The organism is Escherichia sp. HH41S, from assembly GCF_009820115.1.
GTDB classification, from domain to species: domain Bacteria; phylum Pseudomonadota; class Gammaproteobacteria; order Enterobacterales; family Enterobacteriaceae; genus Escherichia; species Escherichia coli_F.
Map to the genome: position 1 here is coordinate 1 of NZ_VNXE01000016.1, position 26,963 is coordinate 26,963.

Here is a 26,963-nt window from a genome sequence, read left to right on the forward strand (position 1 = left end):
GAAGTGAAACGCCGTAGCGCCGATGGTAGTGTGGGGTCTCCCCATGCGAGAGTAGGGAACTGCCAGGCATCAAATTAGAAAAACCCCGGTCCATAAGGCCGGGGTTTTTTGCATATCAATTATTTGCATGATGAAGGGAATCTCATGTCAGTTCTGTATATCCAAATTCGTCGTAATCAAATTACTGTTCGCGATCTTGAAAGCAAACGTGAAGTGTCAGGAGAGGCTGCCTTCAGTAACCAGCGCCTGTTAATCGCCAATTTCTTTGTTGCAGAAAAAGTTCTGCAAGATCTTGTTTTGCAACTCCACCCACGTTCACCCTGGTACTCTTTTTTGCCAGCAAAACGTATGGATATTGTTGTGAGCGCGCTGGAAATGAATGAGGGCGGTTTGTCACAGGTTGAGGAACGCATTCTTCATGAAGTGGTCGCTGGTGCAACGTTAATGAAATATCGCCATTTCCACATCCATGCGCAATCAGTGGTGCTCAGTGATAGTGCGGTCATGGCAATGCTTAAGCAGAAATAATCATGTCACCATTGGTGGGTACGAAACCTGAAGTTCAGCTCACCGGGATGAGAAAAAAATGCCTACGCCTCCACATACGCCAGATTCAGCAACGGATACGGTTTCCCCAAATCGTCCACCTCAGAGCGTCCCGTAACCTTAAATCCCAACTTCTTATAGAACCCTACCGCCCGGGCATTTTGCTCATTAACATTGGTTGTCAGTTCCGGTGCCATCGAGAGCGCATGTTCCACCAGCATCCGACCCACGCCGCAGCCGCGCACATCAGGATCGATAAACAGCGCATCCATATGCTGCCCACTTAACAACATAAACCCAACCGGCCGATCCCGCTCATTAACCGCGACCCACAACGGCGCTTCCGGCAGGAAGGAACGCACCAGCTCTTCCAGCTCGGCCCGATACTCTGCTGATAAAAAATCGTGAGTGGCATCTACAGAACGGCACCAAATCGCAACCAGTTCTTCCCCTTCCTCATGCCGTGAGCGGCGAATACTAATAACCATTTTCTCTCCTTTTCGTCATTCTTATATTCTAACGTAGCCTTTTCCTTGAAACTTTCTCACCTTCAACATGCAGGCTCGACATTGGCAAATTTTCTGGTTATCTTCAGCTATCTGGATGTCTAAACGTATAAGCGTATGTAGTGAGGTAATCAGGTTATGCCGATTCGTGTGCCGGACGAGCTACCCGCCGTCAATTTCTTGCGTGAAGAAAACGTCTTTGTGATGACAACTTCTCGCGCGTCTGGTCAGGAAATTCGTCCGCTAAAGGTGCTTATCCTTAACCTGATGCCGAAGAAGATCGAAACTGAAAATCAGTTTCTGCGCCTGCTTTCAAACTCACCTTTGCAGGTCGATATTCAGCTGTTGCGCATCGATTCCCGTGAATCGCGCAACACGCCCGCAGAGCATCTGAATAACTTCTACTGTAACTTTGAAGATATTCAGGAACAAAACTTTGACGGTCTGATAGTTACCGGCGCGCCGCTGGGCCTGGTGGAGTTTAATGATGTCGCTTACTGGCCGCAGATCAAACAGGTGCTGGAGTGGTCGAAAGATCACGTCACCTCGACGCTGTTTGTCTGTTGGGCGGTCCAGGCCGCGCTCAATATCCTCTACGGCATTCCTAAGCAAACCCGCACCGACAAACTATCTGGCGTTTACGAGCATCATATTCTCCATCCTCATGCGCTTCTGACGCGTGGCTTTGATGATTCATTCCTGGCACCGCATTCGCGCTATGCTGACTTTCCGGCAGCGTTGATTCGTGATTATACCGATCTGGAAATTCTGGCGGAGACAGAAGAAGGGGATGCATATCTGTTTGCCAGCAAAGATAAGCGCATTGCCTTTGTGACGGGGCATCCGGAATACGACGCACATACGCTGGCGCAGGAATTTTTCCGCGATGTGGAAGCCGGACTAGACCCGGATGTACCGTATAACTATTTCCCGCATAATGATCCGCAAAATACACCGCGAGCGAGCTGGCGTAGTCACGGTAATTTGCTGTTTACCAACTGGCTCAACTATTACGTCTACCAGATCACGCCATACGATCTACGGCACATGAATCCAACGTTGGATTAATCTTCTATGATAGTCGATCGTTAAGCGATTCAGCACCTTACCTCAGGCACCTTCGGGTGCCTTTTTTATTTCCGAAACACACCTCAAGAGGTGAATAAATTTTATTCATATTGTTATCAATAGGTTAACATGTATTTTTATTTAAAATGGAAATTGTTTTTGATTTTGCATTTTAAATGAGTAGTCTTAGTTGTGCTGAACGAAAAGCACACAACGATCCTTCGTTCACAGTGGGGAAGTTTTCGGATCCATGACGAGGAGCAGCACGATGACTGAACAGGCAACAACAACCGATGAACTGGTTTTCACAAGGCCGTATGGCGAGCAGGAGAAGCAAATTCTTACTGCCGAAGCGGTAGAGTTTCTGACTGAGCTGGTGACGCATTTTACGCCACAACGCAATAAACTTCTGGCAGCGCGCATTCAGCAGCAGCAGGATATCGATAACGGAACATTGCCTGATTTTATTTCGGAAACAGCTTCCATTCGTGATGTTGACTGGAAAATTCGTGGTATTCCTGCGGACTTAGAAGATCGTCGGGTAGAGATTACCGGACCCGTAGAGCGCAAGATGGTGATCAACGCGCTCAACGCCAATGTGAAAGTCTTTATGGCCGATTTTGAGGATTCACTGGCCCCGGACTGGAACAAAGTGATCGATGGGCAAATTAACCTGCGCGATGCAGTTAATGGCACCATCAGTTACACCAATGAAGCAGGCAAAATTTACCAGCTCAAGCCCAATCCAGCGGTGTTGATTTGTCGGGTACGCGGTCTGCACTTGCCGGAAAAACATGTCACCTGGCGTGGTGAGGCAATCCCTGGCAGCCTGTTTGATTTTGCGCTCTACTTCTTTCACAACTACCAGGCCTTACTGGCAAAAGGCAGTGGCCCCTATTTCTATCTGCCAAAAACCCAGTCCTGGCAGGAAGCGGCCTGGTGGAGCGAAGTCTTCAGCTATGCAGAAGATCGCTTTAATCTGGCGCGCGGCACCATCAAGGCGACGTTGCTGATTGAAACGCTGCCCGCCGTGTTCCAGATGGATGAAATCCTTCACGCGCTGCGTGACCATATTGTTGGTCTGAACTGCGGTCGTTGGGATTACATCTTCAGCTATATCAAAACGTTGAAAAACTATCCCGATCGCGTCCTGCCAGACAGACAGGCTGTGACGATGGATAAACCGTTCCTTAATGCCTATTCACGCCTGTTAATCAAAACCTGCCATAAACGCGGCGCATTTGCGATGGGCGGCATGGCAGCGTTTATTCCGAGCAAAGATGAAGAGCGCAATAACCAGGTGCTCAACAAAGTAAAAGCGGATAAATCGCTGGAAGCCAATAACGGTCACGATGGCACATGGATCGCTCACCCAGGTCTTGCGGATACGGCAATGGCGGTATTCAACGACATTCTCGGCTCCCGTAAAAATCAGCTTGAAGTGATGCGCGAACAAGACGCGCCGATTACTGCCGATCAGCTACTGGCACCTTGTGATGGTGAACGCACCGAAGAAGGTATGCGCGCCAACATTCGCGTGGCTGTGCAGTACATCGAAGCGTGGATCTCTGGCAACGGCTGTGTGCCGATTTATGGCCTGATGGAAGATGCGGCGACGGCTGAAATTTCCCGTACCTCCATCTGGCAGTGGATCCATCACCAAAAAACGTTGAGTAATGGCAAACCGGTGACCAAAGCCTTGTTCCGCCAGATGCTGGGCGAAGAGATGAAAGTCATTGCCAGCGAACTGGGCGAAGAACGTTTCTCCCAGGGGCGTTTTGACGATGCCGCACGCTTGATGGAACAGATCACCACTTCCGATGAGTTAATTGATTTCCTGACCCTGCCAGGCTACCGCCTGTTAGCGTAAACCACCACATAACTATGGAGCATCTGCACATGAAAACCCGTACACAACAAATTGAAGAATTACAGAAAGAGTGGACTCAACCGCGTTGGGAAGGCATTACTCGCCCGTACAGTGCGGAAGATGTGGTGAAATTACGCGGTTCAGTCAATCCTGAATGCACGCTGGCACAACTGGGTGCGGCGAAAATGTGGCGTCTGCTGCATGGCGAGTCGAAAAAAGGCTACATCAACAGCCTCGGTGCACTGACTGGCGGTCAGGCGCTGCAACAGGCGAAAGCGGGTATTGAAGCAGTCTATCTGTCGGGATGGCAGGTAGCCGCGGACGCTAACCTGGCGGCCAGCATGTATCCGGATCAGTCGCTCTATCCGGCAAACTCGGTGCCAGCCGTGGTGGAGCGGATCAACAACACCTTCCGCCGTGCGGATCAGATCCAATGGTCCGCGGGCATTGAGCCGGGCGATCCGCGCTATGTCGATTACTTCCTGCCGATCGTTGCCGATGCGGAAGCCGGTTTTGGCGGTGTCCTGAATGCCTTTGAACTGATGAAAGCGATGATTGAAGCCGGTGCAGCGGCAGTTCACTTCGAAGATCAGCTGGCGTCAGTGAAGAAATGCGGTCACATGGGCGGCAAAGTTTTAGTGCCAACTCAGGAAGCTATTCAGAAACTGGTCGCGGCGCGTCTGGCAGCTGACGTGACGGGCGTTCCAACCCTGCTGGTTGCTCGTACCGATGCCGATGCGGCGGATCTGATCACCTCCGATTGCGACCCGTATGACAGCGAATTTATTACCGGCGAGCGTACCAGTGAAGGCTTCTTCCGTACTCATGCGGGCATTGAGCAAGCGATCAGCCGTGGCCTGGCGTATGCGCCATATGCTGACCTGGTATGGTGTGAAACCTCCACGCCGGATCTGGAACTGGCGCGTCGCTTTGCACAAGCTATCCACGCGAAATATCCGGGCAAACTGCTGGCTTATAACTGCTCGCCGTCGTTCAACTGGCAGAAAAACCTCGACGACAAAACTATTGCCAGCTTCCAGCAGCAGCTGTCGGATATGGGCTACAAGTTCCAGTTCATCACCCTGGCAGGCATCCACAGCATGTGGTTCAACATGTTCGACCTGGCAAACGCCTATGCCCAGGGCGAGGGTATGAAGCACTACGTTGAGAAAGTGCAGCAGCCGGAATTTGCCGCCGCGAAAGATGGCTATACCTTCGTATCTCACCAGCAGGAAGTGGGTACAGGTTACTTTGATAAAGTGACGACCATTATTCAGGGCGGTACGTCGTCAGTTACCGCGCTGACCGGCTCCACCGAAGAATCGCAGTTCTAAGCAACAACAACCGTTGCTGACTGCAGGCCGGATAAGGCGTTCACGCCGCATCCGGCAATTCTTTGCTCTTGATGAGGGCGCTAAATGCCGCGTGGCCTGGAATTACTGATTGCACAAACCATTTTGCAAGGCTTCGACGCTCAGTATGGTCGATTCCTCGAAGTGACTTCCGGGGCGCAGCAGCGTTTCGAACAAGCCGACTGGCACGCTGTCCAGCAGGCGATGAAAAACCGTATCCATCTTTACGATCATCACGTGGGTCTGGTGGTGGAGCAACTGCGCTGCATTACCAACGGCCAAAGCACGGACGCGGCATTTTTACTGCGCGTTAAAGAGCATTACACCCGGCTGTTGCCGGACTACCCGCGTTTCGAGATTGCGGAGAGCTTTTTTAACTCCGTGTACTGTCGGTTATTTGACCACCGCTCGCTTACTCCCGAGCGGCTTTTTATCTTTAGCTCCCAGCCAGAGCGCCGTTTTCGTACCATTCCCCGCCCGCTGGCGAAAGACTTTCACCCCGATCACGGCTGGGAATCTCTGCTAATGCGCGTTATCAGCGATCTGCCGCTGCGTCTGCGCTGGCAAAATAAAAGCCGTGACATTCATTACATCATTCGCCATCTGACAGAAATGTTGGGGACAGACAACCTCGCGGAAAGCCATTTACAGGTGGCGAACGAACTGTTTTATCGCAATAAAGCCGCCTGGCTGGTGGGCAAACTGATCACGCCTTTCGGCACATTGCCATTTTTGCTGCCGATCCATCAGACGGACGACGGCGAGTTATTTATTGATACCTGCCTGACGACGACCGCCGAAGCGAGCATTGTTTTTGGCTTTGCGCGTTCTTATTTTATGGTTTATGCGCCGCTGCCCGCAGCGCTGGTTGAGTGGCTACGGGAAATTCTGCCGGGCAAAACGACCGCAGAATTGTATATGGCTATCGGTTGCCAGAAACACGCCAAAACCGAAAGCTACCGCGAATATCTCGTTTATCTACAGGGCTGTAATGAGCAGTTCATTGAAGCGCCGGGTATTCGTGGCATGGTGATGTTGGTGTTTACGCTGCCGGGTTTTGATCGGGTATTCAAAGTCATCAAAGACAAGTTCGCGCCGCAGAAAGAGATGTCTGCCGCTCACGTTCGTGCCTGCTATCAACTGGTTAAAGAGCACGATCGCGTGGGTCGAATGGCGGACACCCAGGAGTTTGAAAACTTTGTGCTGGAGAAGCGGCATATTTCCCCGGCATTAATGGCATTACTGCTCCAGGAAGCAGCGGAAAAAATCACCGATCTCGGCGAACAAATTGTGATTCGCCATCTTTATATTGAGCGGCGGATGGTGCCGCTCAATATCTGGCTGGAACAAGTGGAAGGTCAGCAGTTGCGCGACGCCATTGAAGAATACGGCAACGCCATTCGCCAGCTTGCTGCCGCCAACATCTTCCCCGGCGACATGCTGTTTAAAAACTTCGGTGTCACCCGTCACGGGCGCGTGGTGTTTTATGATTACGATGAAATTTGCTACATGACGGAAGTAAACTTCCGCGACATCCCACCGTCGCGCTACCCGGAGGACGAACTTGCCAGCGAACCGTGGTACAGCGTCTCGCCGGGCGATGTTTTCCCGGAAGAATTCCGCCACTGGCTTTGCGCCGATCCGCGCATTGGTCCGCTGTTTGAAGAGATGCACGCCGACCTGTTCCGCGCTGATTACTGGCGCGCACTACAAAACCGCATTCGTGAAGGACATGTGGAAGATGTTTATGCGTATCGGCGCAGGCAAAGATTTAGCGTACGGTATGGGGAGATGCTTTTTTGAGTAAAGCTTCCATCTTATTTTTCTCCGCGATGTATCGAGGGTTATCCGTAAAGCCATAGCTTTCAGCCATCTTATTTAACGTATTAAGGATTAATTCAGCAATAACCCGGTGACCCAATTCAAAAGCCAACTCAAAGGCAGAGTATTTTTGTGGCGCTTTATGTTGCCAAAAATCCATAATATCTTCAGCGGTAAATCCAAAAAGGCGTGCATGGTCAGATAAAGCAAGATAAACCGTCTCTACAACTTTTTGTTGTTTATGCTGTATCGCTGAAAACAAACCGGGATATTCATTAGAATTATGTGCCAGGAGGAGGGTCTTCATATTTTTTTTATCGAATTTAAACGTATTAAATAGAGTGGGTAATGCGTTAAAAATAGTCTTAATAACGTTCATATGTCCGCGCTGCATGGCTATAAACAAACCCGTGTCGCGCGCAAGATTTTTGGCGGTCAGAAGATCTACAATATCAGAAGCGGAAATGTTAATTTCCTGGGCCAGACAGGGCAATGCTTCGAGTATAACTCTCACAATATCGCTATGCCCATTTTGCATCGCCAGGTATAGCCCCGGGTAACCATAAAAATCCTTTGCCTTCAGGAGATCGAGTACCTGCTCTTTAGTCAAATGACATGTGCGAATTAACAAAGGTAATGCATCCAAAAAAACTTTCAGCATGTCGGCATCACCATTCGCCATAACATAGTATAAAATATGGCTGGACGATCTACTTTTGGCACTCAGGATTTTATACACCTGTTCGTTATCTAAATGATGTGTAGCAGCAAGTTTAGGTAAGGCGTTCAGAATCGAGGTTACGACATTTTTATCCTTACGTGATATCGCTAAAAATAATCCAGAACAACCATTTTTATCTTTTGCCTCCACAATATTAATGAGGTTTTTTTTCGAGAGTAATCCTTCATATCCAGGAGCTGACAGTGAATTGAAAATAGTCTCAACGATATCCGCATTACCATAATTTATAGCCAAATATAAACCTGGCAGGTTAATACTATTATAGGCAGTCAACATTTCTGTTCTATGTAGTTCTGGCATTTTCTGGAGCTGAATCATCAGCTGCGTAAGTTTGTGATTCTGACCAATTGCCATGAGCAAATTCATCGTTGCAGGTGATAATGGAGGGGTTATTTCATCCACAGATCCTTTTAACATCAATAGCTGTTCTTTCGGAAGTGCTGGAATTATTGCAACAGATTGGTTAATAACATGATCATTTGACCATTTCAGGAGGCTATAATCTACATTCATAAAATCCATCAGAGAATAGTGTTTAATATCCTCTTTACTTTCGCTCATGATTCTTATTTTATCGTTAGTTACATTAGGATCATAAACTGAAACCACGTAATGGGTACATCCTTCAGTTGTATTTTTTATTCTTAGCCGGGCCGTCAAAGCATGGTTATCCACCAATAATATGGCTGCCATAACACTGATACCATCTTGTCAAAATATGCCTTCATAACTAGACCGAAATCACCGCAGGCAGCAACACAACGCCCCTCAGGACGGCTGGAAATTAACGCCAAAGTCTGGTTTTTGCATTTTTTGTTGAAGTGAGCGAGAAAATTTTCAGCTGAAGAATAATCATCTTGATGGGGTTTGTAATCAACATTCTGATAAATATCATTAATATATTGTGCAGCAATGTGTCGGCATACTATACGGTTTTGGTGGCGCCCCGGGAAATAACATTGACCATTAAGTTTAACTCTTGGAAATTCTTTTTCTTTTCTATCTGAGGTTAGGTTTAATTCTTGTTTATCAAGAGTGTCTAAGCGTTGAGGTAAAATTTCCATTAGGTATTCTTCAAATATTGGAGCAATGGTTTGAGTGAGTGTCGTGTTTTCATTTTTATTAATTATCGTAATTTCTTTTTTATCAGTCTGTAAGACAGACGTGGAAAATTTAATGACAAAATCCTTATTGCTAAAGATATGACGGCCGTTTTGTCTACAGTTTTCTGAGAAGCTTTTTAATAGAGGTGTCCCCAGCTCCTTGCCAGAAAATTTATTCTCGAGTTCTTTATAAAACAATTCACTCAGGTTTTGGTGTTCATTTGTCTGGGCTGCATTATTAATATTTAAAGAGAAAGAATTGCGAGGAATACGAGTAATCATTTAAATATCTCATTGTTTATTGATGTCTGGAATTTTAACTATCAGAACAGTGAAAAATTTAATATGATTACAAGTAAAGAAATATCATAAATCGCTCAATCTCATAATGAAACCGCAAAAGTTTCGGCGCAATGAGTTCTTGCGATTTTGTTAATAATTAAGTGGTTTGATGTTTAAAAATAATGCTGAGTTAATAAAAGTGTGTGAAGTGTATGATATTAAGTTATTTTTGCGTCAATGCGATTAACAGATACCCTTATTCTATTGCTACTCAGGTATGACGGGCAGAATATTACCTCTACCCGCCAGAAAAAGTCAGCGCATTCCACCGTACGCCAGCGTCACTTCCTTCGCAGCTTTAATCACCATCGCACCAAACTCGGTTACGCGATCATCGGTAATACGTGAAATCGGTCCGGAAATCGAAATTGCCGCAAATGGTTCGCGGTGCTCGTCGAAAATACACGCTGCGAGGCAACGCAGCCCCAGCGCATGTTCCTCATCGTCAAATGAATAACCCCGTTTTCGCGTTTGGGCGAGATCTTCTTTTAAATGTACAGGAGACACCAGTGTTGCGTGGGTATAGGCATGTAACCCTTTGCGATGCAGTAACTTCGTCACCTGCTCTTCACTTAACTGGGCTAAAAAGGCTTTACCCGCACCGGAAGCGTGCATCGGTAATTTACCGCCAATAGGGGCGGACATACGCATCAGGTGCGTACACTGTACCTGGTCGATAATAATCGCTTCGTGATCGCTTTGATCAAGCACCGCCATATTTACCGTTTCGCCAGACTCTTCCATTAGATTGCGCAGGATAGGGTGAACAATGGCTAACAAATTACGGCTCTGGAGAAAGCTGCTGCCGACCATAAAGGCATGTGCGCCGATTGCCCAGTGTCCCAGTTCGCCGACTTGACGCACGAAACCCTGCTGTTGCATCGTGGTTAGCAGGCGGTGGGTTGTGGAATTGGGTAACCCGGCTTGTTGCGCCAGTTCCGTGAGTGCCACACTGCCATTGGATTCGGCAATCCACTCCAGTAATTTCAGACCACGCGTTAAAGACTGAACCTGCCCAGTCGCTGGTGCGGTGGCAACGGCGGGTTTTCTGCCGCGTTTCGCGGGAATGGGTGCGACCATGACAGTCTCCTTTTTCTGTATCGTGGAAATCATTTTCATTTTTATTGTTAGTTAATGCAATAGTTGCTGAACTGATCCGATGAGTTAATGTTGAACAAATCTCATGTTGCGTGGTGGTCGCTTTTACCACAGATGCGTTTATGCCAGTATGGTTTGTTGAATTTTTATTAAATCTGGGTTGAGCGTGTCGGGAGCAAGTGTGAGCAGCAAAGTGGAACAACTGCGTGCGCAGTTAAATGAACGTATTCTGGTGCTGGACGGCGGTATGGGCACTATGATCCAGAGCTATCGACTGAACGAAGCCGATTTTCGTGGTGAACGCTTTGCCGACTGGCCATGCGATCTCAAAGGCAACAACGACCTACTGGTGCTCAGCAAACCGGAAGTGATCGCCGCTATCCACAACGCCTACTTTGAAGCGGGTGCGGATATCATCGAAACCAACACCTTCAACTCCACGACCATTGCGATGGCGGATTACCAGATGGAATCCCTGTCGGCGGAAATCAACTTTGCGGCGGCGAAACTGGCTCGCGCTTGTGCTGACGAGTGGACCGCGCGCACGCCGGAGAAACCGCGCTACGTTGCCGGTGTTCTCGGCCCAACCAACCGCACGGCGTCTATTTCTCCGGACGTGAACGATCCTGCATTCCGCAACATCACTTTTGACCAGCTGGTGGCGGCCTATCGTGAATCCACCAAAGCGCTGGTGGAAGGCGGCGCGGATCTGATTCTGATTGAAACCGTTTTCGACACCCTTAACGCCAAAGCGGCGGTCTTTGCGGTGAAAACGGAGTTCGAAGCGTTGGGCGTTGAGCTGCCGATTATGATCTCCGGCACCATCACCGACGCCTCCGGGCGCACGCTCTCCGGGCAGACTACTGAAGCATTTTACAACTCATTGCGCCACGCCGAAGCGCTAACCTTTGGCCTGAACTGTGCGCTGGGGCCCGATGAACTGCGCCAGTACGTACAGGAATTGTCACGGATTGCGGAATGCTACGTTACCGCGCACCCGAACGCCGGGCTACCCAACGCCTTTGGTGAGTACGATCTCGACGCCGACACGATGGCAAAACAGATACGTGAATGGGCGCAAGCGGGCTTTCTCAATATCGTCGGCGGCTGCTGCGGCACCACGCCACAACATATTGCAGCGATGAGTCGTGCAGTAGAAGGATTAGCGCCGCGCAAACTGCCGGAAATCCCCGTAGCCTGTCGTTTGTCCGGCCTGGAGCCGCTGAACATTGGCGACGACAGCCTGTTTGTGAACGTGGGTGAACGCACCAACGTCACCGGTTCCGCTAAGTTCAAGCGCCTGATCAAAGAAGAGAAATACAGCGAGGCGCTGGATGTGGCGCGTCAGCAGGTGGAAAACGGTGCGCAGATTATCGATATCAACATGGATGAAGGGATGCTCGACGCCGAAGCGGCGATGGTGCGTTTTCTCAATCTGATTGCCGGTGAACCGGATATCGCTCGCGTGCCGATTATGATCGACTCCTCAAAATGGGAGGTCATTGAAAAAGGTCTGAAGTGTATCCAGGGCAAAGGGATTGTTAACTCTATCTCGATGAAAGAGGGCGTCGACGCCTTTATCCATCACGCGAAACTGTTGCGTCGCTACGGTGCGGCAGTCGTGGTGATGGCCTTTGACGAACAGGGCCAGGCCGATACCCGCGCACGGAAAATCGAGATTTGCCGTCGGGCGTACAAAATCCTCACCGAAGAGGTTGGCTTCCCGCCAGAAGATATCATCTTTGACCCGAACATCTTCGCGGTCGCAACTGGCATTGAAGAGCACAACAACTACGCGCAGGACTTTATCGGCGCGTGTGAAGACATCAAACGTGAACTGCCGCACGCGCTGATTTCCGGCGGCGTTTCTAACGTTTCGTTCTCATTCCGTGGCAACGATCCGGTGCGCGAAGCCATTCACGCGGTGTTCCTCTACTACGCTATTCGCAATGGCATGGATATGGGGATCGTCAACGCCGGGCAACTGGCGATTTACGACGACCTACCCGCTGAACTGCGCGACGCGGTGGAAGATGTGATTCTTAATCGTCGCGACGATGGCACCGAGCGTTTACTGGAGCTTGCCGAGAAATATCGCGGCAGCAAAACCGACGACACCGCTAACGCCCAGCAGGCGGAGTGGCGCTCGTGGGAAGTGAATAAACGTCTGGAATACTCGTTGGTCAAAGGCATTACCGAGTTTATCGAGCAGGATACCGAAGAAGCCCGCCAGCAGGCTACGCGCCCGATTGAAGTGATTGAAGGCCCGTTGATGGACGGCATGAACGTGGTCGGCGATCTGTTTGGCGAAGGCAAAATGTTCCTGCCGCAGGTGGTCAAATCGGCGCGTGTGATGAAGCAGGCGGTGGCTTACCTCGAACCATTCATAGAAGCCAGCAAAGAGCAGGGCAAAACTAATGGCAAGATGGTGATCGCTACAGTGAAGGGTGACGTCCACGACATCGGTAAAAATATCGTTGGCGTGGTGCTGCAATGTAACAACTACGAAATTGTTGATCTCGGCGTTATGGTGCCGGCGGAAAAAATTCTCCGCACCGCCAAAGAAGTGAATGCTGATTTGATTGGCCTTTCGGGGCTTATCACGCCGTCGCTGGATGAAATGGTTAACGTGGCGAAAGAGATGGAGCGTCAGGGTTTCACCATTCCGTTACTGATCGGCGGCGCGACCACCTCTAAAGCGCACACGGCGGTGAAAATCGAGCAAAACTACAGTGGCCCGACGGTGTATGTGCAGAACGCCTCACGCACCGTTGGTGTGGTGGCGGCGCTGCTTTCTGACACTCAGCGTGATGATTTTGTCGCTCGTACCCGTAAAGAGTACGAAACCGTACGTATTCAACACGGGCGCAAGAAACCGCGCACTCCACCGGTCACGCTGGAAGCGGCGCGCGATAACGATTTCGCTTTTGACTGGCAGGCTTATACGCCGCCGGTGGCGCACCGTCTCGGCGTGCAGGAAGTGGAAGCCAGCATCGAAACGCTGCGTAATTACATCGACTGGACGCCGTTCTTTATGACCTGGTCACTGGCCGGGAAGTATCCGCGCATTCTGGAAGATGAAGTGGTGGGTGAAGAGGCGAAGCGCCTGTTTAAAGACGCCAATGACATGCTGGATAAATTAAGCGCCGAAAAAACGCTGAATCCACGTGGCGTGGTGGGCCTGTTCCCGGCAAACCGTGTGGGCGATGACATTGAAATCTACCGTGACGAAACGCGTACCCATGTGATCAACGTCAGCCACCATCTGCGTCAACAGACCGAAAAAACGGGCTTCGCTAACTACTGTCTCGCTGACTTCGTTGCGCCGAAGCTTTCTGGTAAAGCAGATTACATCGGCGCATTTGCCGTGACTGGCGGACTGGAAGAGGACGCACTGGCTGATGCCTTTGAAGCACAGCACGATGATTACAACAAAATCATGGTGAAAGCGCTTGCCGACCGTTTAGCCGAAGCGTTTGCGGAGTATCTCCATGAGCGTGTGCGTAAAGTCTACTGGGGCTATGCGCCGAACGAGAACCTCAGCAACGAAGAGCTGATCCGCGAAAACTATCAGGGAATCCGCCCGGCACCAGGCTACCCGGCCTGCCCGGAACATACGGAAAAAGCCACCATCTGGGAGTTGCTGGAAGTGGAAAAACATACCGGCATGAAACTTACAGAATCTTTCGCCATGTGGCCCGGTGCATCGGTTTCGGGTTGGTACTTCAGCCACCCGGACAGCAAGTACTACGCGGTGGCGCAAATTCAGCGCGATCAGGTCGAAGACTATGCCCGCCGTAAAGGTATGAGCGTCTCAGATGTTGAACGCTGGCTGGCACCGAATCTGGGGTATGACGCGGACTGATTCACAAATCTGTCACTTTTCCTTACAACAAACAGGGCGCTCAATGAGTGCCCTGTCTCTTTATTAATATGAAACACTTATACTGGAATCAGGCTGGAATAATCTGAGCCGGAAAAACGAATGTCAAAAGTCACAATAAAGATTTCAGTCAGCGTGTTTCCGGTCCTTTGGTCATTCAATTGCTTCAGGAACATATAACGATAAGGAGAACCTGAACTCGTGTTAACGCTGCTTCACCTGCTTTCTGCCGTCGCCCTGTTGGTCTGGGGGACACATATTGTTCGAACAGGCGTAATGCGCGTCTTCGGCGCACGTCTGCGTACCGTTCTTAGCCGAAGCGTCGAAAAGAAGCCGCTTGCCTTTTGCGCGGGGATCGGCGTTACCGCACTGGTGCAGAGCAGTAATGCCACCACCATGCTGGTGACCTCGTTTGTCGCCCAGGATCTGGTTGCTCTCGCGCCTGCGCTGGTGATTGTGCTGGGTGCAGATGTCGGGACGGCGCTAATGGCGCGTATTCTCACCTTCGACTTATCCTGGTTGTCACCACTACTTATTTTTATCGGCGTGATTTTTTTCCTCGGACGCAAACAATCACGCGCCGGGCAACTGGGCCGCGTCGGTATTGGTCTTGGGCTGATTTTGCTGGCGCTGGAATTGATTGTGCAGGCCGTAACGCCGATCACCCAGGCAAACGGCGTTCAGGTGATTTTTGCCTCGCTGACGGGTGACATTCTGCTGGATGCGCTGATTGGCGCGATGTTCGCCATTATCAGCTACTCCAGCCTTGCTGCTGTACTGCTGACCGCGACTCTGACCGCCGCAGGCATCATCTCCTTCCCCGTGGCACTTTGTCTGGTGATTGGTGCTAACCTCGGTTCCGGCCTGCTGGCGATGCTCAACAACAGTGCCGCCAATGCCGCAGCCCGCCGTGTCGCGCTGGGTAGTCTGCTGTTTAAGCTGGTGGGTAGCCTGATTATCCTGCCGTTTGTTCATTTGCTGGCAGAGACAATGGGGAAGTTGTCATTGCCAAAAGCGGAACTGGTGATCTATTTCCACGTTTTCTACAACCTCGTTCGTTGCCTGGTCATGCTGCCATTCGTTGAACCGATGGCTCGTTTTTGCAAAACGATTATTCGCGATGAACCGGAACTGGATACCCAGCTACGGCCCAAACATCTGGATGTCAGCGCGCTGGATACGCCTACGCTTGCTCTGGCGAATGCCGCCCGCGAAACCCTGCGCATTGGCGACGCTATGGAACAGATGATGGAAGGGCTGAATAAAGTGATGCACGGCGAGCCACGGCAGGAGAAAGAGCTGCGTAAGTTGGCAGATGATATCAACGTTCTCTACACCGCCATTAAGCTGTATCTGGCGCGAATGCCAAAAGAAGAGCTGGCGGAGGAAGAGTCGCGTCGCTGGGCGGAGATCATCGAAATGTCGCTTAACCTTGAACAGGCCTCCGATATCGTCGAGCGCATGGGTAGTGAAATTGCCGACAAATCGCTGGCTGCAAGGCGAGCATTTTCGCTTGATGGCTTGAAGGAACTGGATGCGCTCTATGAGCAATTGCTCAGTAATTTAAAACTGGCAATGTCGGTTTTCTTCTCTGGCGATGTTACCAGCGCCCGTCGTTTGCGCCGCAGCAAACATCGTTTTCGCATTCTTAATCGCCGCTATTCCCACGCCCACGTCGATCGCCTGCATCAGCAAAACGTGCAGAGCATTGAAACCAGTTCGCTACATTTAGGCTTACTGGGAGATATGCAGCGCCTGAACTCGCTGTTTTGTTCAGTCGCTTACAGTGTGCTGGAACAGCCTGATGAAGATGAAGGACGAGACGAGTATTAATACCGTGCCCCTGTAGGCCTGATAAGACGCGTAAAGCGTCGCATCAGGCACTATGTACAAGATGCCGGATCATGCATCCGGCAATTCACTTAAAAACGGTGACCCGCTTCCAGCGGAACCGCTTCTTCACCAGCCTTAAACACATAAGTGGTGTTCGGGCCACCCAGCGTAGCGTGACCTTTACTTACTGTGATCCAGTTACCTTCCGGCAGACCAATAATCGTCAGTTCTGGCGCGACGACCAGCAGTTCGCGAATACGCTGCTCACGGGTTTCACCTTTATGGCCTTCCGGCAGCGCGTTGGTGAAGTGCGGGTTGATTTGCAGCGGGAACAGATTTAGCGCATCGAAACCTTGCGGATCGACAATCGGCATATCGTTGGTGGTACGAATGGTTGGGCAAGCAAGGTTAGCGCCTGCGCTCCAGCCAATATACAGCGCGCCACGTTTCACCACGTCAGTAATTGGTGCCAGCAGCCCGCGCTCGCGGCACTGTTTCAGCAACTGGAAAGTATTACCGCCGCCGACAATCACAATTTCCGCATTTTCAATCGCGGCAACAGGATCGACAACGCTATGAATACCGGTGACAGAAACACCCAGCGGAGCGAGAACCGCAGCCGTTTTCGCTGTGTAATCATCCCAGGTCTGCGTTACGCCCGCGAAAGGAATAAATACCGCTGAACGGCGACCCTGCAACTGTTCAGCAATCAGCGGCAGCGCATGTTCCAGCCAGGCTTTTCCCGGCAGCGTCGAGTTACTCAATAAAAGCAGTTCCATTACTTCTCCGGTTAGTAAGAAATCACGGGAGGCATGCTATCACTGTGATTTTAATCGCTTACTGACATGGCTCACGATGTCGCACATTGCTTCTGGAAAGTGATTTGAGCAGGTAACGAATTCAAGCCAATGGAAATAACAAATAGTTCGCTCATGACTATTTTTTATCAACCCAAAGGTACGGTATATTCCGTTTTTTACAGGAGAATTTATGCTGCCCGACTCATCAGTCCGTTTAAATAAATACATCAGCGAAAGCGGAATTTGCTCACGCCGCGAAGCGGATCGCTATATCGAGCAAGGCAATGTGTTCCTTAATGGCAAGCGAGCCACCATTGGCGATCAGGTGAAACCCGGCGACGTTGTGAAAGTAAATGGTCAGTTGATTGAGCCTCGGGAAGCCGAAGATTTGGTACTTATCGCCCTGAACAAGCCCGTCGGTATTGTCAGCACCACCGAAGATGGCGAGCGCGATAACATTGTCGATTTTGTTAACCACAGCAAACGCGTGTTCCCGATTGGCCGCCTGGATAAAGATTCCCAGGGGCTGATTTTCCTCACCAATCACGGCGATCTGGTGAATAAGATCCTCCGTGCGGGTAACGATCATGAGAAAGAGTATCTGGTTACGGTCGATAAACCGATTACCGATGAATTTATTCGTGGTATGGGGGCGGGGGTGCCGATCCTCGGGACGGTGACGAAAAAGTGCAAAGTCAAAAAAGAAGCGCCGTTTGTTTTTCGCATTACCCTGGTGCAGGGACTGAACCGTCAGATCCGTCGCATGTGCGAGCACTTTGGTTACGAAGTGAAAAAGCTGGAGCGTACGCGCATTATGAACGTCAGTTTAAGCGGCATTCCGCTGGGTGAGTGGCGCGATTTAACCGACGATGAGCTTATCGATCTCTTTAAGCTCATTGAAAATTCCTCTTCCGAGGCAAAACCTAAAGCGAAGGCCAAACCGAAAATGGCGGGCATCAAACGCCCGGTCGTTAAGATGGAAAAAACGGCGGAAAAAGGTGGTCGCCCGGCGTCAAATGGTAAACGTTTTACCTCGCCGGGGCGCAAAAAGAAGGGGCGTTGATTAACGCCTGCCGCGTGTTGACGTATTTGCCGACCAGCTAAACGACGCTTCAGGATCCGGTTTATAAGCCTGCTTTTTCTTCAACTGGCGGGCTTTTTTTGCTTCAGCCTCACGTTCAACCATTAATTTATCGATGTACTCTTTCTTAATGCTGTTAGTTTCCGAGTTGGTCAGCACGCGACCATGCGCAATACGCGCCCGATCCAGCAGTGTTTTAAGTTCACGCTGCTCGCGTTCAGTCATCTCTTTTTGGGTAATACGGGGGAGTGCCATGATGGTGCCCTCAGTGAGCCGGAGAGTTCAGTGTACGGGAATTCCTTTGCGAGCAGAACTGATAATATTCATTTTGCCTTCTCTTAAATATTTATCTCTCTCGATAATTAGCTAGAGATGCAGATAAAAAATTAAAGGTAATTATTCTTAGATAAAGATGCTGGTTAACAGGGAATAGACTCGTTTATTGATGGGCATAATGACAAGAAAAACATACGGCCCGAAATAATGTCTTTCGGACCATACTGTGTTTACTCAAACAAATTAAAATGCAGCTTCTGCACCACCTGCTCGGCATCTTCGCCGGGCACCAGGAAGCACAGGTTATGGCTGGATGCGCCGTAACAAATCATGCGAATGTTGAACGGTTCCAGTACGCCGAATACCTCTTTGCCTACGCCGCAGGCTTTTGACAGGTCATTGCCAATCAACGCGACCAGCGCCAGGCCTTCTTCCACTTCTACCCGGCACAGTGCGGAAAGCTCCATCAGCAGAGATTGCGTCAGCAATGTATCGCCAGTGGAGGTGGAACCGGTGGTATCAAGTGTCAACGCCACGCTCACTTCGGAGGTGGTGATGAGATCCACCGAAATATTATGCCGCGCGAGAATGCCGAAAACTTCCGCGAGGAAACCGCGAGAATGCAGCATATTCAGGCTGTGCAAAGTGAGCAGAGTCTGATTACGACGAAGCGCCAGGGCACGGAACAGCGGCGGATTTTCAGTTTTATTGCACACCAGCGTACCACCTGCGCGTGGGTCTTTACTGGAGCCGACAAACACCGGAATATCGCTGCGTACTGCGGGTAGCAATGTTGCCGGATGCAGTACTTTTGCACCAAAAGTTGCCATCTCTGCCGCTTCGGCAAACGCGATTTCATCAATACGTTTTGCTGCGGTGACCACGCGTGGATCGGTGGTGTAGATGCCTGGGACATCGGTCCAGATATCAACTCGAGAAGCGTGTAAGGCCTCCGCCAGCAAGGCTGCCGTATAATCGCTGCCTCCACGGCCAAGCGTCGTTGTACGACCTTTACTTTCGCTGCCGATAAATCCTTGGGTGATCACTAAGCCTTCATTGAGGCGCGGGAGCAGCTGCAGCGCGGTCAGTTCCGCCAGCGCGGCTACGTCTGGCTCTGCACGACCAAATCGGTCATTAGTACGCATCACTTTACGTACATCAAACCACTGTGCCTGAATATCGCGTTCGCGCAGGATCTCAACAAACAGCAGGGTCGACATCAGCTCGCCGTGGCTGACCAGTTCATCTGTCAGCGCCGGAGACGTTGCCAGCGCCGCCGCTTCTGCCAGAACAGTAATGTTCTCCAGCAGACGTTCAATCTCTTCACGGATAACGTTCGGGTAACGCAGACGTTCCAGAATGGCAAACTGGATATTGCGGATTGCGTCGAGTTTTTCGAATCGCTCGCCAGGTTCCAGTCCTTCAGCTAAAGCGACCAGTAGATTAGTGATACCAGCAGAAGCCGAGAGGACAACTAAACGTACGTTGGCATCAGAAAGCACAATATCAGCGCTGCGGTTCATCGCGTCAAAATCAGCTACGCTGGTACCGCCAAATTTGGAGACAACAATTTCAGACATAACTACCTCGTGTCAGGGGATCCATTTTCAGCCTTGGCACAAGGGAAGAGCGGAAGACGGGTGGGCGCAGAGCGATACTTCGCTACTATTTTCACCCAGAAGTGCTCCACCACTTGCGAAACGCCCGACTGCGAACGCTTCTGGTGACAACCCAGGGGATTCAGCCCCTGTAGCCGATGATGAACGTGGCCAGCCGTTCAATCACCTCGGCGATGCACCCCCTCAGGTGTTATCACAGGACTGGCTCCTCCAACACCGTTACTTGGGCAACGCGCCTCTTCTGGCCTGCGCTAGCGCAGGTAGTACATTTATAAATAAAGGGTGAGCGGGGCGGTTGTCAACGATGGGGTCATGCGGATTTTTCATCCACTCCTGGCGGTCAGTAGTTCAGCTAATAAATGCTTCACTGCGCTAAGGGTTTACACTCAACATTACGCTAACGGCACTAAAACCATCACATTTTTCTGTGACTGGCGCTACAATCTTCCAAAGTCACAATTCTCAAAATCAGAAGAGTATTGCTAATGAAAAACATCAATCCAACGCAGACCGCGGCCTGGCAGGCACTACAGAAACACTTCGATGAAATGAAAGACGTTACGATCGCCGATCTTTTTGCTAAAGACGGCGATCGTTTTTCTAAGTTCTCCGCAACCTTCGACGATCAGATGCTGGTGGATTACTCCAAAAACCGCATCACTGAAGAGACGCTGGCGAAATTACAGGATCTGGCGAAAGAGTGTGATTTGGCTGGCGCGATTAAGTCGATGTTCTCTGGCGAGAAGATTAACCGCACCGAAAACCGTGCCGTACTGCACGTAGCGTTGCGTAACCGTAGCAATACCCCGATTCTGGTTGATGGCAAAGATGTCATGCCGGAAGTCAACGCGGTGCTGGAGAAGATGAAAACCTTCTCGGAAGCGATCATTTCCGGTGAGTGGAAAGGTTATACCGGCAAAGCCATCACCGACGTAGTGAACATCGGTATCGGCGGTTCTGACCTCGGCCCGTACATGGTGACCGAAGCACTGCGTCCGTACAAAAATCACCTGAACATGCACTTTGTTTCTAACGTCGATGGAACTCACATCGCGGAAGTGCTGAAAAAAGTAAACCCGGAAACCACGCTGTTCCTGGTAGCATCTAAAACCTTCACCACTCAGGAAACCATGACCAACGCCCATAGCGCGCGTGACTGGTTCCTGAAAGCGGCAGGTGATGAAAAACACGTTGCGAAACACTTCGCTGCGCTCTCAACCAATGCCAAAGCCGTTGGTGAGTTTGGTATTGATACCGCCAACATGTTCGAGTTCTGGGACTGGGTCGGCGGTCGTTACTCTTTATGGTCAGCGATTGGCTTGTCGATTGTTCTCTCCATCGGCTTTGATAACTTTGTTGAACTGCTTTCCGGCGCACACGCGATGGACAAGCATTTCTCCACCACACCTGCAGAGAAAAACCTGCCTGTACTGCTGGCGCTGATCGGCATCTGGTACAACAATTTCTTTGGTGCGGAAACTGAAGCGATTCTGCCGTACGACCAGTATATGCACCGTTTCGCAGCGTACTTCCAGCAGGGCAATATGGAGTCCAACGGTAAGTATGTAGACCGTAACGGTAACGTTGTGGATTACCAGACTGGCCCGATTATCTGGGGTGAACCTGGTACTAACGGTCAGCACGCGTTCTACCAGCTGATCCACCAGGGTACGAAGATGGTGCCATGCGATTTCATCGCCCCGGCTATCACCCATAACCCGCTCTCTGATCATCACCAGAAACTGCTGTCTAACTTCTTCGCTCAGACCGAAGCGCTGGCGTTTGGTAAATCCCGCGAAGTGGTTGAGCAGGAATATCGCGATCAGGGTAAAGATCCGGCAACCCTGGACTATGTGGTACCGTTCAAAGTGTTCGAAGGTAACCGTCCGACCAACTCTATCCTGCTGCGCGAAATCACTCCGTTCAGCCTGGGTGCGTTGATTGCGCTGTATGAGCACAAAATCTTTACACAGGGCGTGATCCTGAACATCTTCACCTTCGACCAGTGGGGCGTGGAGCTGGGTAAACAGCTGGCGAACCGTATTCTGCCAGAGCTGAAAGATGATAAAGAAATCAGCAGCCACGATAGCTCGACCAATGGTCTGATTAACCGCTATAAAGCGTGGCGTGGTTAATCATCGAGCGAGCCTGATGCCGATGATATGTAGGCCGGATAAGGCGTTTACGCCGCATCCGGCAACTGGTGCCTGATACGACGCTTTACGCATCTTATCAGGCCTACAGGTCGATGCCGATATGTACATCGTATTCGGCAATTAATACATAGCAGGATTGATTAAATAACCTTAATAACAATGCCGACTATAAGTCGGCATTGTTTTATCAGATAAATCCCCTTGTCTGTGATTTAACAGAAATCATACCGTGAGGTTAATCCTAAAATAGATTTTTAATCGTGGTTATTTCGGAAAATACGTAGGTCAATCATTTTTGATTTTATTTTAACTTTTTGATTTTTAAACTTATTTATATATAAGTTGAAACTTATATTTGATATTCATTCCAATTATCTTAAAACTCCATCACTAATTCCCCACGCCGTAATTCGCATGCTTTAGTTGTGTATACTCGATCCCGCCCGAAATGTTTTTGGGTAAATCTCCATTCATTCAATGAAGGGAAATTGTTATGAAAAAAGTTCTGTATGGCATTTTTGCCATATCTGCGCTTGCGGCGACTTCTGCGTGGGCTGCACCTGTACAGGTGGGCGAAGCAGCAGGGTCGGCAGCAACGTCGGTTTCGGCGGGTAGTTCCTCCGCGACCAGCGTCAGCACCGTAAGTTCGGCGGTGGGTGTCGCGCTCGCGGCAACCGGTGGCGGTGATGGTTCTAATACCGGGACCACAACAACCACAACCACCAGTACCCAGTAATAAAGTATGTATCCCCAAAATAATTCGAGTCATTGCATCTGTGGCTTGAAGTATGACGGGGATTAACCATAACCACACTCCGGTGTGGTTATTCTGCCCCTCTGGAGAAGAGTCGTGAAGCGACCTGCACTCATTCTTATCTGCCTGCTATTACAGGCCTGTTCAGCCACGACTAAAGAGCTGGGCAATTCACTGTGGGACAGTCTGTTCGGTACGCCAGGCGTACAGCTGACGGACGATGATATTCAAAATATGCCCTACGCCAGCCAGTACATGCAGCTTAATGGCGGGCCGCAGTTGTTTGTGGTGCTAGCCTTCGCTGAAGACGGACAACAAAAATGGGTTACTCAGGATCAAGCCACTCTCGTCACACAACATGGTCGTCTGGTGAAGACTTTGCTTGGCGGCGACAACCTGATTGAAGTGAATAACCTTGCCGCCGACCCGCTGATAAAACCCGCACAAATTGTTGATGGCGCAACCTGGACGCGCACGATGGGCTGGACCGAGTACCAGCAGGTGCGCTACGCCACCGCACGCTCGGTTTTCAAATGGGATGGCACCGATACTGTCAAAGTCGGTAGCGATGAAACTCCGGTTCGTGTGCTGGACGAAGAAGTCTCCACCGACCAGGCTCGCTGGCATAACCGCTATTGGATCGACAGCGAAGGGCAAATTCGCCAGTCGGAACAGTATCTCGGCGCGGATTATTTCCCGGTGAAAACCACTCTCATCAAGGCGGCAAAACAATGATTAAACAAACTATTGCTGCGTTGATTATGAGCGTGGGAGCGTCATCGGTCTTTGCGGCAGGCACCGTCAAAGTGTTCAGTAATGGCAGCAATGAGGCCAAAACGCTAACGGGCGCAGAGCATTTAATCGATCTGGTAGGCCAACCGCGGCTGGCAAACAGTTGGTGGCCCGGAGCGGTGATTAGCGAAGAGCTGGCAACGGCGGCGGCATTACGGCAGCAGCAGGCGTTGCTGACAAGGCTGGCAGAACTGGCCTCAGAATCCAGCACCGACGATGCCGCCGCCATTAACGCCTTACGCCAGCAAATTCAGGCGTTGAAGGTGACGGGCAGACAAAAAATCAATCTTGATCCTGATATCGTGCGCGTTGCCGAACGCGGTAACCCGCCGTTGCAGGGCAACTACACGCTGTGGGTCGGACCACCACCGTCCACGGTCACGTTGTTCGGGCTTATCAGCCGTCCAGGCAAGCAGTCATTCACTCCCGGTCGCGACGTGGCGAGCTATCTCTCCGGGCAAAGTCTGCTTAGCGGCGCGGATCGCAGCTACGCGTGGGTCGTTTATCCGGATGGACGCACGCAAAAAACTCCGGTGGCTTACTGGAACAAGCGTCACGTAGAGCCGATGCCCGGCAGCATTATTTATGTTGGCCTCGCGGACTCCGTCTGGAGTGAGACGCCTGATGCCCTTAACGCTGACATTCTTCAGACTCTGACGCAGCGGATACCGCAATAATGAAAAAAAGACATCTGCTTAGTTTACTGGCGCTGGGCATTAGCACGGCTTGCTACGGCGAAACATATCCTGCGCCCATTGGTCCGTCGCAATCGGATTTCGGTGGTGTAGGATTATTACAAACACCTACCGCGCGCATGGCGCGGGAAGGGGAGTTGAGTCTGAACTATCGCGATAACGATCAGTACCGTTATTACTCAGCTTCAGTGCAACTCTTCCCGTGGTTGGAAACAACGCTGCGTTATACCGACGTGCGCACTCGGCAGTACAGCAGCGTCGAAGCGTTCTCTGGTGATCAAACGTATAAAGATAAAGCCTTCGATCTCAAACTGCGTTTATGGGAAGAGAGTTACTGGCTGCCACAGGTGGCGGTTGGTGCGCGGGATATCGGCGGTACGGGGCTGTTCGATGCGGAATATCTTGTCGCCAGCAAAGCCTGGGGGCCATTCGATTTTACGCTCGGCCTGGGCTGGGGATATCTGGGCACCAGCGGTAACGTGAAAAATCCGCTCTGTTCAGCCAGTGACAAATATTGCTATCGCGATAACAGCTACAAACAAGCGGGATCTATCGACGGCAGCCAGATGTTCCACGGTCCGGCCTCACTGTTTGGCGGCGTGGAATACCAGACGCCCTGGCAGCCACTGCGTCTGAAACTGGAGTATGAAGGCAATAATTATCAGCAGGATTTTGCCGGGAAGCTGGAGCAAAAAAGTAAGTTTAACGTCGGGGCGATTTATCGCGTTACCGATTGGGCCGACGTTAACCTTAGCTATGAACGCGGTAACACCTTTATGTTTGGCGTCACGCTGCGTACCAACTTTAACGATCTACGCCCGTCCTACAATGATAACGCCCGTCCGCAATATCAACCGCAGCCGCAGGATGCCATTTTGCAGCATTCGGTGGTGGCGAATCAGTTAACGCTGTTGAAATACAACGCCGGACTGGCCGATCCGCAGATCCAGACGAAAGGCGATACGCTGTACGTCACCGGTGAGCAGGTGAAATATCGTGATTCGCGTGAAGGGATCATCCGTGCTAATCGGATCGTGATGAACGATCTGCCGGAGGGGATCAAGACGATCCGCGTTACAGAAAATCGCCTTAACATGCCGCAGGTGACGACGGAAACCGATGTAGCCAGCCTGAAAAATCATCTTGCCGGAGAGTCGTTGGGCCACGAAACGACGCTGGCGCAAAAACGCGTCGAGCCGGTAGTTCCTGCGTCCACCGAGCAGGGCTGGTATATAGACAAATCACGCTTTGATTTCCATATCGATCCGGTGCTGAACCAGTCGGTCGGTGGCCCGGAAAACTTTTACATGTACCAGTTGGGCATGATGGGAACGGCGGATTTGTGGCTGACGGACCATCTGCTGACCACCGGTAGCCTGTTTGCTAACCTGGCGAACAATTACGACAAGTTTAATTACACCAATCCACCGCAGGACTCGCACTTACCGCGCGTTCGTACCCATGTGCGTGAGTATGTGCAGAATGATGTCTATGTGAATAACCTGCAAGCCAACTACTTCCAGCATCTGGGCAACGGCTTCTACGGTCAGGTCTACGGTGGTTATCTCGAAACCATGTTTGGCGGCGCGGGGGCAGAAGTATTGTATCGCCCGCTGGATAGCAACTGGGCGTTTGGTCTGGATGCTAACTACGTTAAACAGCGCGACTGGCGTAGTGCGAAAGATATGATGAAATTCACCGATTACAGCGTGAAAACTGGTCATTTTACCGCCTACTGGACGCCATCTTTCGCTCAGGATGTATTAGTGAAAGCCAGCGTCGGGCAGTATCTGGCAGGGGATAAAGGCGGCACGCTGGAAATCGCCAAACGCTTTGATAGCGGCGTGGTGGTGGGTGGGTATGCCACGATCACGAATGTTTCGAAAGAGGAGTACGGCGAAGGGGACTTCACCAAAGGCGTGTATATCTCTGTACCGTTGGATCTCTTCTCGTCTGGCCCGACTCGTAGCCGAGCGGCAATTGGCTGGACGCCGCTGACGCGTGACGGTGGTCAGCAACTTGGGCGTAAGTTCCAGTTGTATGACATGACCAGCGATCGAAGCGTCAATTTCCGCTAACAAGCAGCGCCGAATACAGGAATCGTATTCGGCGTTGAACAAAACATACACAAAAAATATAGATCTCCGTCACATTTTTGCGTTATACAGGAAGCTCGCCATTGTGAAGGAGGTACTGCTATGACGTCACTCTCTCGTCCGCGCGTGGAGTTTATCTCCACCATTTTGCAGACCGTTCTCAATCTTGGCCTGTTGTGCCTCGGCCTGATTTTGGTTGTCTTCCTCGGCAAAGAAACGGTGCATCTGGCTGATGTGCTGTTCGCGCCAGAACAAGCCAGCAAATATGAGCTGGTGGAAGGGCTGGTGGTTTACTTTCTCTATTTCGAATTTATCGCGTTGATTGTGAAGTACTTTCAGTCCGGTTTTCACTTTCCCTTGCGTTACTTTGTCTATATCGGGATCACCGCCATTGTGCGCTTGATCATCGTCGATCATAAATCACCACTGGATGTGTTGATCTACTCGGCAGCGATCCTGCTACTGGTGATCACCTTATGGCTGTGTAATTCGAAACGGCTGAAGCGGGAGTAAAAAAAGGCGCTCCATAG

The 26,963-nt window shown here is 50.7% G+C and carries 19 protein-coding genes, 1 pseudogene and 1 riboswitch; of the genes and pseudogenes, 14 read left to right on the plus strand and 6 right to left on the minus strand.

Features of this window, described 5'->3' with window-relative positions:
- The first annotated feature begins 144 nt into the window (after positions 1-144).
- Positions 145-528 (plus strand): YjaA family stress response protein, encoded by a 384-nt coding sequence (locus tag FQZ95_RS04435; protein ID WP_001353546.1) that lies wholly within the window; start codon positions 145-147, stop codon positions 526-528.
- 62 nt (positions 529-590) lie between these two features.
- Here the strand turns inward: FQZ95_RS04435 and FQZ95_RS04440 are convergent, their stop codons facing one another.
- Positions 591-1,034 (minus strand): acetyltransferase, encoded by a 444-nt coding sequence (locus FQZ95_RS04440; protein WP_000236983.1) that lies wholly within the window; start codon positions 1,032-1,034, stop codon positions 591-593.
- Between the two features lie 156 nt (positions 1,035-1,190).
- Here FQZ95_RS04440 and metA point away from each other — a divergent pair, with 156 nt between their 5' ends.
- The 4 genes from metA to aceK all read left to right on the plus strand — a co-directional run bounded on the left by metA (position 1,191) and on the right by aceK (position 7,145).
- On the plus strand, positions 1,191-2,120 hold the full coding sequence (gene metA / locus FQZ95_RS04445) for a homoserine O-acetyltransferase MetA (protein ID WP_001122781.1): 930 nt from the start codon (positions 1,191-1,193) through the stop codon (positions 2,118-2,120).
- A 268-nt stretch (positions 2,121-2,388) separates the two neighbouring features.
- The gene (gene aceB, locus FQZ95_RS04450) at positions 2,389-3,990 is read left to right on the plus strand and encodes a malate synthase A (RefSeq protein WP_000138924.1); all 1,602 of its coding nucleotides are present in this window, start codon (positions 2,389-2,391) and stop codon (positions 3,988-3,990) included.
- A 29-nt stretch (positions 3,991-4,019) separates the two neighbouring features.
- Complete coding sequence (aceA, locus tag FQZ95_RS04455) at positions 4,020-5,324, plus strand: isocitrate lyase (RefSeq protein ID WP_000857856.1); 1,305 nt, start codon at positions 4,020-4,022, stop codon at positions 5,322-5,324.
- A gap of 84 nt (positions 5,325-5,408) precedes the next feature.
- Positions 5,409-7,145, plus strand: a complete 1,737-nt coding sequence (aceK, locus tag FQZ95_RS04460; RefSeq protein ID WP_088541565.1) for a bifunctional isocitrate dehydrogenase kinase/phosphatase — start codon at positions 5,409-5,411, stop codon at positions 7,143-7,145.
- On the opposite strand, the pseudogene FQZ95_RS04465 reads toward aceK, so the two are convergent.
- Positions 7,114-9,290: pseudogene (locus tag FQZ95_RS04465) on the minus strand (ShET2/EspL2 family type III secretion system effector toxin). The gene aceK and the pseudogene FQZ95_RS04465 sit on opposite strands and share 32 nt — an antisense overlap.
- Before the next feature lie 315 nt (positions 9,291-9,605).
- Positions 9,606-10,430 carry a glyoxylate bypass operon transcriptional repressor IclR gene (gene iclR / locus FQZ95_RS04470; protein ID WP_000226403.1) on the minus strand — a complete coding sequence of 275 codons (825 nt, stop codon included), beginning with the start codon at positions 10,428-10,430 and terminating at the stop codon, positions 9,606-9,608.
- Between the two features lie 199 nt (positions 10,431-10,629).
- On the opposite strand from iclR, the gene metH reads away from it, so the two are divergent.
- Positions 10,630-14,313: a methionine synthase gene (metH, locus tag FQZ95_RS04475; RefSeq protein WP_088541562.1), complete on the plus strand. Its 3,684-nt coding sequence runs from the start codon at positions 10,630-10,632 to the stop codon at positions 14,311-14,313.
- A 219-nt stretch (positions 14,314-14,532) separates the two neighbouring features.
- A complete protein-coding gene (locus tag FQZ95_RS04480) occupies positions 14,533-16,164 on the plus strand; it encodes a Na/Pi cotransporter family protein (protein WP_105277319.1) in 1,632 nt (543 codons plus the stop codon).
- Positions 16,165-16,253: 89 nt separating this feature from the next.
- Here FQZ95_RS04480 and pepE read toward each other — a convergent pair whose 3' ends face one another.
- The gene (pepE, locus tag FQZ95_RS04485) at positions 16,254-16,943 is read right to left on the minus strand and encodes a dipeptidase PepE (protein WP_000421763.1); all 690 of its coding nucleotides are present in this window, start codon (positions 16,941-16,943) and stop codon (positions 16,254-16,256) included.
- Between the two features lie 211 nt (positions 16,944-17,154).
- On the opposite strand from pepE, the gene rluF reads away from it, so the two are divergent.
- The gene (gene rluF, locus FQZ95_RS04490; RefSeq protein WP_088541560.1) at positions 17,155-18,027 is read left to right on the plus strand and encodes a 23S rRNA pseudouridine(2604) synthase RluF; all 873 of its coding nucleotides are present in this window, start codon (positions 17,155-17,157) and stop codon (positions 18,025-18,027) included.
- Here rluF and FQZ95_RS04495 read toward each other — a convergent pair whose 3' ends face one another.
- Together FQZ95_RS04495 and lysC are read right to left on the minus strand one after the other, a co-directional pair.
- Positions 18,028-18,300, minus strand: coding sequence for a DUF3811 domain-containing protein (locus FQZ95_RS04495; protein WP_001207638.1), 273 nt, complete (start codon positions 18,298-18,300; stop codon positions 18,028-18,030). It lies immediately after the preceding gene.
- A 251-nt stretch (positions 18,301-18,551) separates the two neighbouring features.
- The gene (lysC, locus tag FQZ95_RS04500) at positions 18,552-19,901 is read right to left on the minus strand and encodes a lysine-sensitive aspartokinase 3 (protein WP_001290305.1); all 1,350 of its coding nucleotides are present in this window, start codon (positions 19,899-19,901) and stop codon (positions 18,552-18,554) included.
- Positions 19,902-19,992: 91 nt separating this feature from the next.
- Positions 19,993-20,189, minus strand: a riboswitch (Lysine riboswitch).
- A 236-nt stretch (positions 20,190-20,425) separates the two neighbouring features.
- On the opposite strand from lysC, the gene pgi reads away from it, so the two are divergent.
- From pgi to psiE, 6 genes are all read left to right on the plus strand, one after another.
- Complete coding sequence (gene pgi / locus FQZ95_RS04505) at positions 20,426-22,075, plus strand: glucose-6-phosphate isomerase (RefSeq protein ID WP_000789986.1); 1,650 nt, start codon at positions 20,426-20,428, stop codon at positions 22,073-22,075.
- A gap of 514 nt (positions 22,076-22,589) precedes the next feature.
- Positions 22,590-22,832: an exopolysaccharide production protein YjbE gene (gene yjbE, locus FQZ95_RS04510; RefSeq protein WP_000757333.1), complete on the plus strand. Its 243-nt coding sequence runs from the start codon at positions 22,590-22,592 to the stop codon at positions 22,830-22,832.
- Between the two features lie 114 nt (positions 22,833-22,946).
- Positions 22,947-23,585, plus strand: coding sequence for a YjbF family lipoprotein (locus tag FQZ95_RS04515; protein WP_001296632.1), 639 nt, complete (start codon positions 22,947-22,949; stop codon positions 23,583-23,585).
- Entirely contained in the window at positions 23,582-24,319 is a 738-nt protein-coding gene (locus FQZ95_RS04520; RefSeq protein WP_088541559.1) for a capsule biosynthesis GfcC family protein, read from the plus strand. Before FQZ95_RS04515 ends, FQZ95_RS04520 begins: the two co-directional genes overlap by 4 nt.
- Complete coding sequence (locus FQZ95_RS04525; protein ID WP_088541558.1) at positions 24,319-26,415, plus strand: YjbH domain-containing protein; 2,097 nt, start codon at positions 24,319-24,321, stop codon at positions 26,413-26,415. Before FQZ95_RS04520 ends, FQZ95_RS04525 begins: the two co-directional genes overlap by 1 nt.
- 120 nt (positions 26,416-26,535) lie before the next feature.
- Positions 26,536-26,946 (plus strand): phosphate-starvation-inducible protein PsiE, encoded by a 411-nt coding sequence (gene psiE / locus FQZ95_RS04530; protein ID WP_000202899.1) that lies wholly within the window; start codon positions 26,536-26,538, stop codon positions 26,944-26,946.
- The last annotated feature ends 17 nt before the right edge of the window (positions 26,947-26,963 follow it).

What these genes read in the sequence shown, in the direction of transcription:
- pgi (WP_000789986.1), top strand. Translation starts at nt 20,426, where the DNA reads ATGAAAAACATCAATCCAACGCAGACCGCGGCCTGGCAGGCACTACAG.
- FQZ95_RS04495 (WP_001207638.1), bottom strand. Translation starts at nt 18,300, where the DNA reads ATGGCACTCCCCCGTATTACCCAAAAAGAGATGACTGAACGCGAGCAG.
- aceA (WP_000857856.1), top strand. Translation starts at nt 4,020, where the DNA reads ATGAAAACCCGTACACAACAAATTGAAGAATTACAGAAAGAGTGGACT.
- lysC (WP_001290305.1), bottom strand. Translation starts at nt 19,901, where the DNA reads ATGTCTGAAATTGTTGTCTCCAAATTTGGCGGTACCAGCGTAGCTGAT.
- FQZ95_RS04525 (WP_088541558.1), top strand. Translation starts at nt 24,319, where the DNA reads ATGAAAAAAAGACATCTGCTTAGTTTACTGGCGCTGGGCATTAGCACG.
- pepE (WP_000421763.1), bottom strand. Translation starts at nt 16,943, where the DNA reads ATGGAACTGCTTTTATTGAGTAACTCGACGCTGCCGGGAAAAGCCTGG.
- FQZ95_RS04520 (WP_088541559.1), top strand. Translation starts at nt 23,582, where the DNA reads ATGATTAAACAAACTATTGCTGCGTTGATTATGAGCGTGGGAGCGTCA.
- aceB (WP_000138924.1), top strand. Translation starts at nt 2,389, where the DNA reads ATGACTGAACAGGCAACAACAACCGATGAACTGGTTTTCACAAGGCCG.
- metA (WP_001122781.1), top strand. Translation starts at nt 1,191, where the DNA reads ATGCCGATTCGTGTGCCGGACGAGCTACCCGCCGTCAATTTCTTGCGT.
- aceK (WP_088541565.1), top strand. Translation starts at nt 5,409, where the DNA reads ATGCCGCGTGGCCTGGAATTACTGATTGCACAAACCATTTTGCAAGGC.
- rluF (WP_088541560.1), top strand. Translation starts at nt 17,155, where the DNA reads ATGCTGCCCGACTCATCAGTCCGTTTAAATAAATACATCAGCGAAAGC.
- psiE (WP_000202899.1), top strand. Translation starts at nt 26,536, where the DNA reads ATGACGTCACTCTCTCGTCCGCGCGTGGAGTTTATCTCCACCATTTTG.
- iclR (WP_000226403.1), bottom strand. Translation starts at nt 10,430, where the DNA reads ATGGTCGCACCCATTCCCGCGAAACGCGGCAGAAAACCCGCCGTTGCC.
- yjbE (WP_000757333.1), top strand. Translation starts at nt 22,590, where the DNA reads ATGAAAAAAGTTCTGTATGGCATTTTTGCCATATCTGCGCTTGCGGCG.
- FQZ95_RS04435 (WP_001353546.1), top strand. Translation starts at nt 145, where the DNA reads ATGTCAGTTCTGTATATCCAAATTCGTCGTAATCAAATTACTGTTCGC.
- FQZ95_RS04440 (WP_000236983.1), bottom strand. Translation starts at nt 1,034, where the DNA reads ATGGTTATTAGTATTCGCCGCTCACGGCATGAGGAAGGGGAAGAACTG.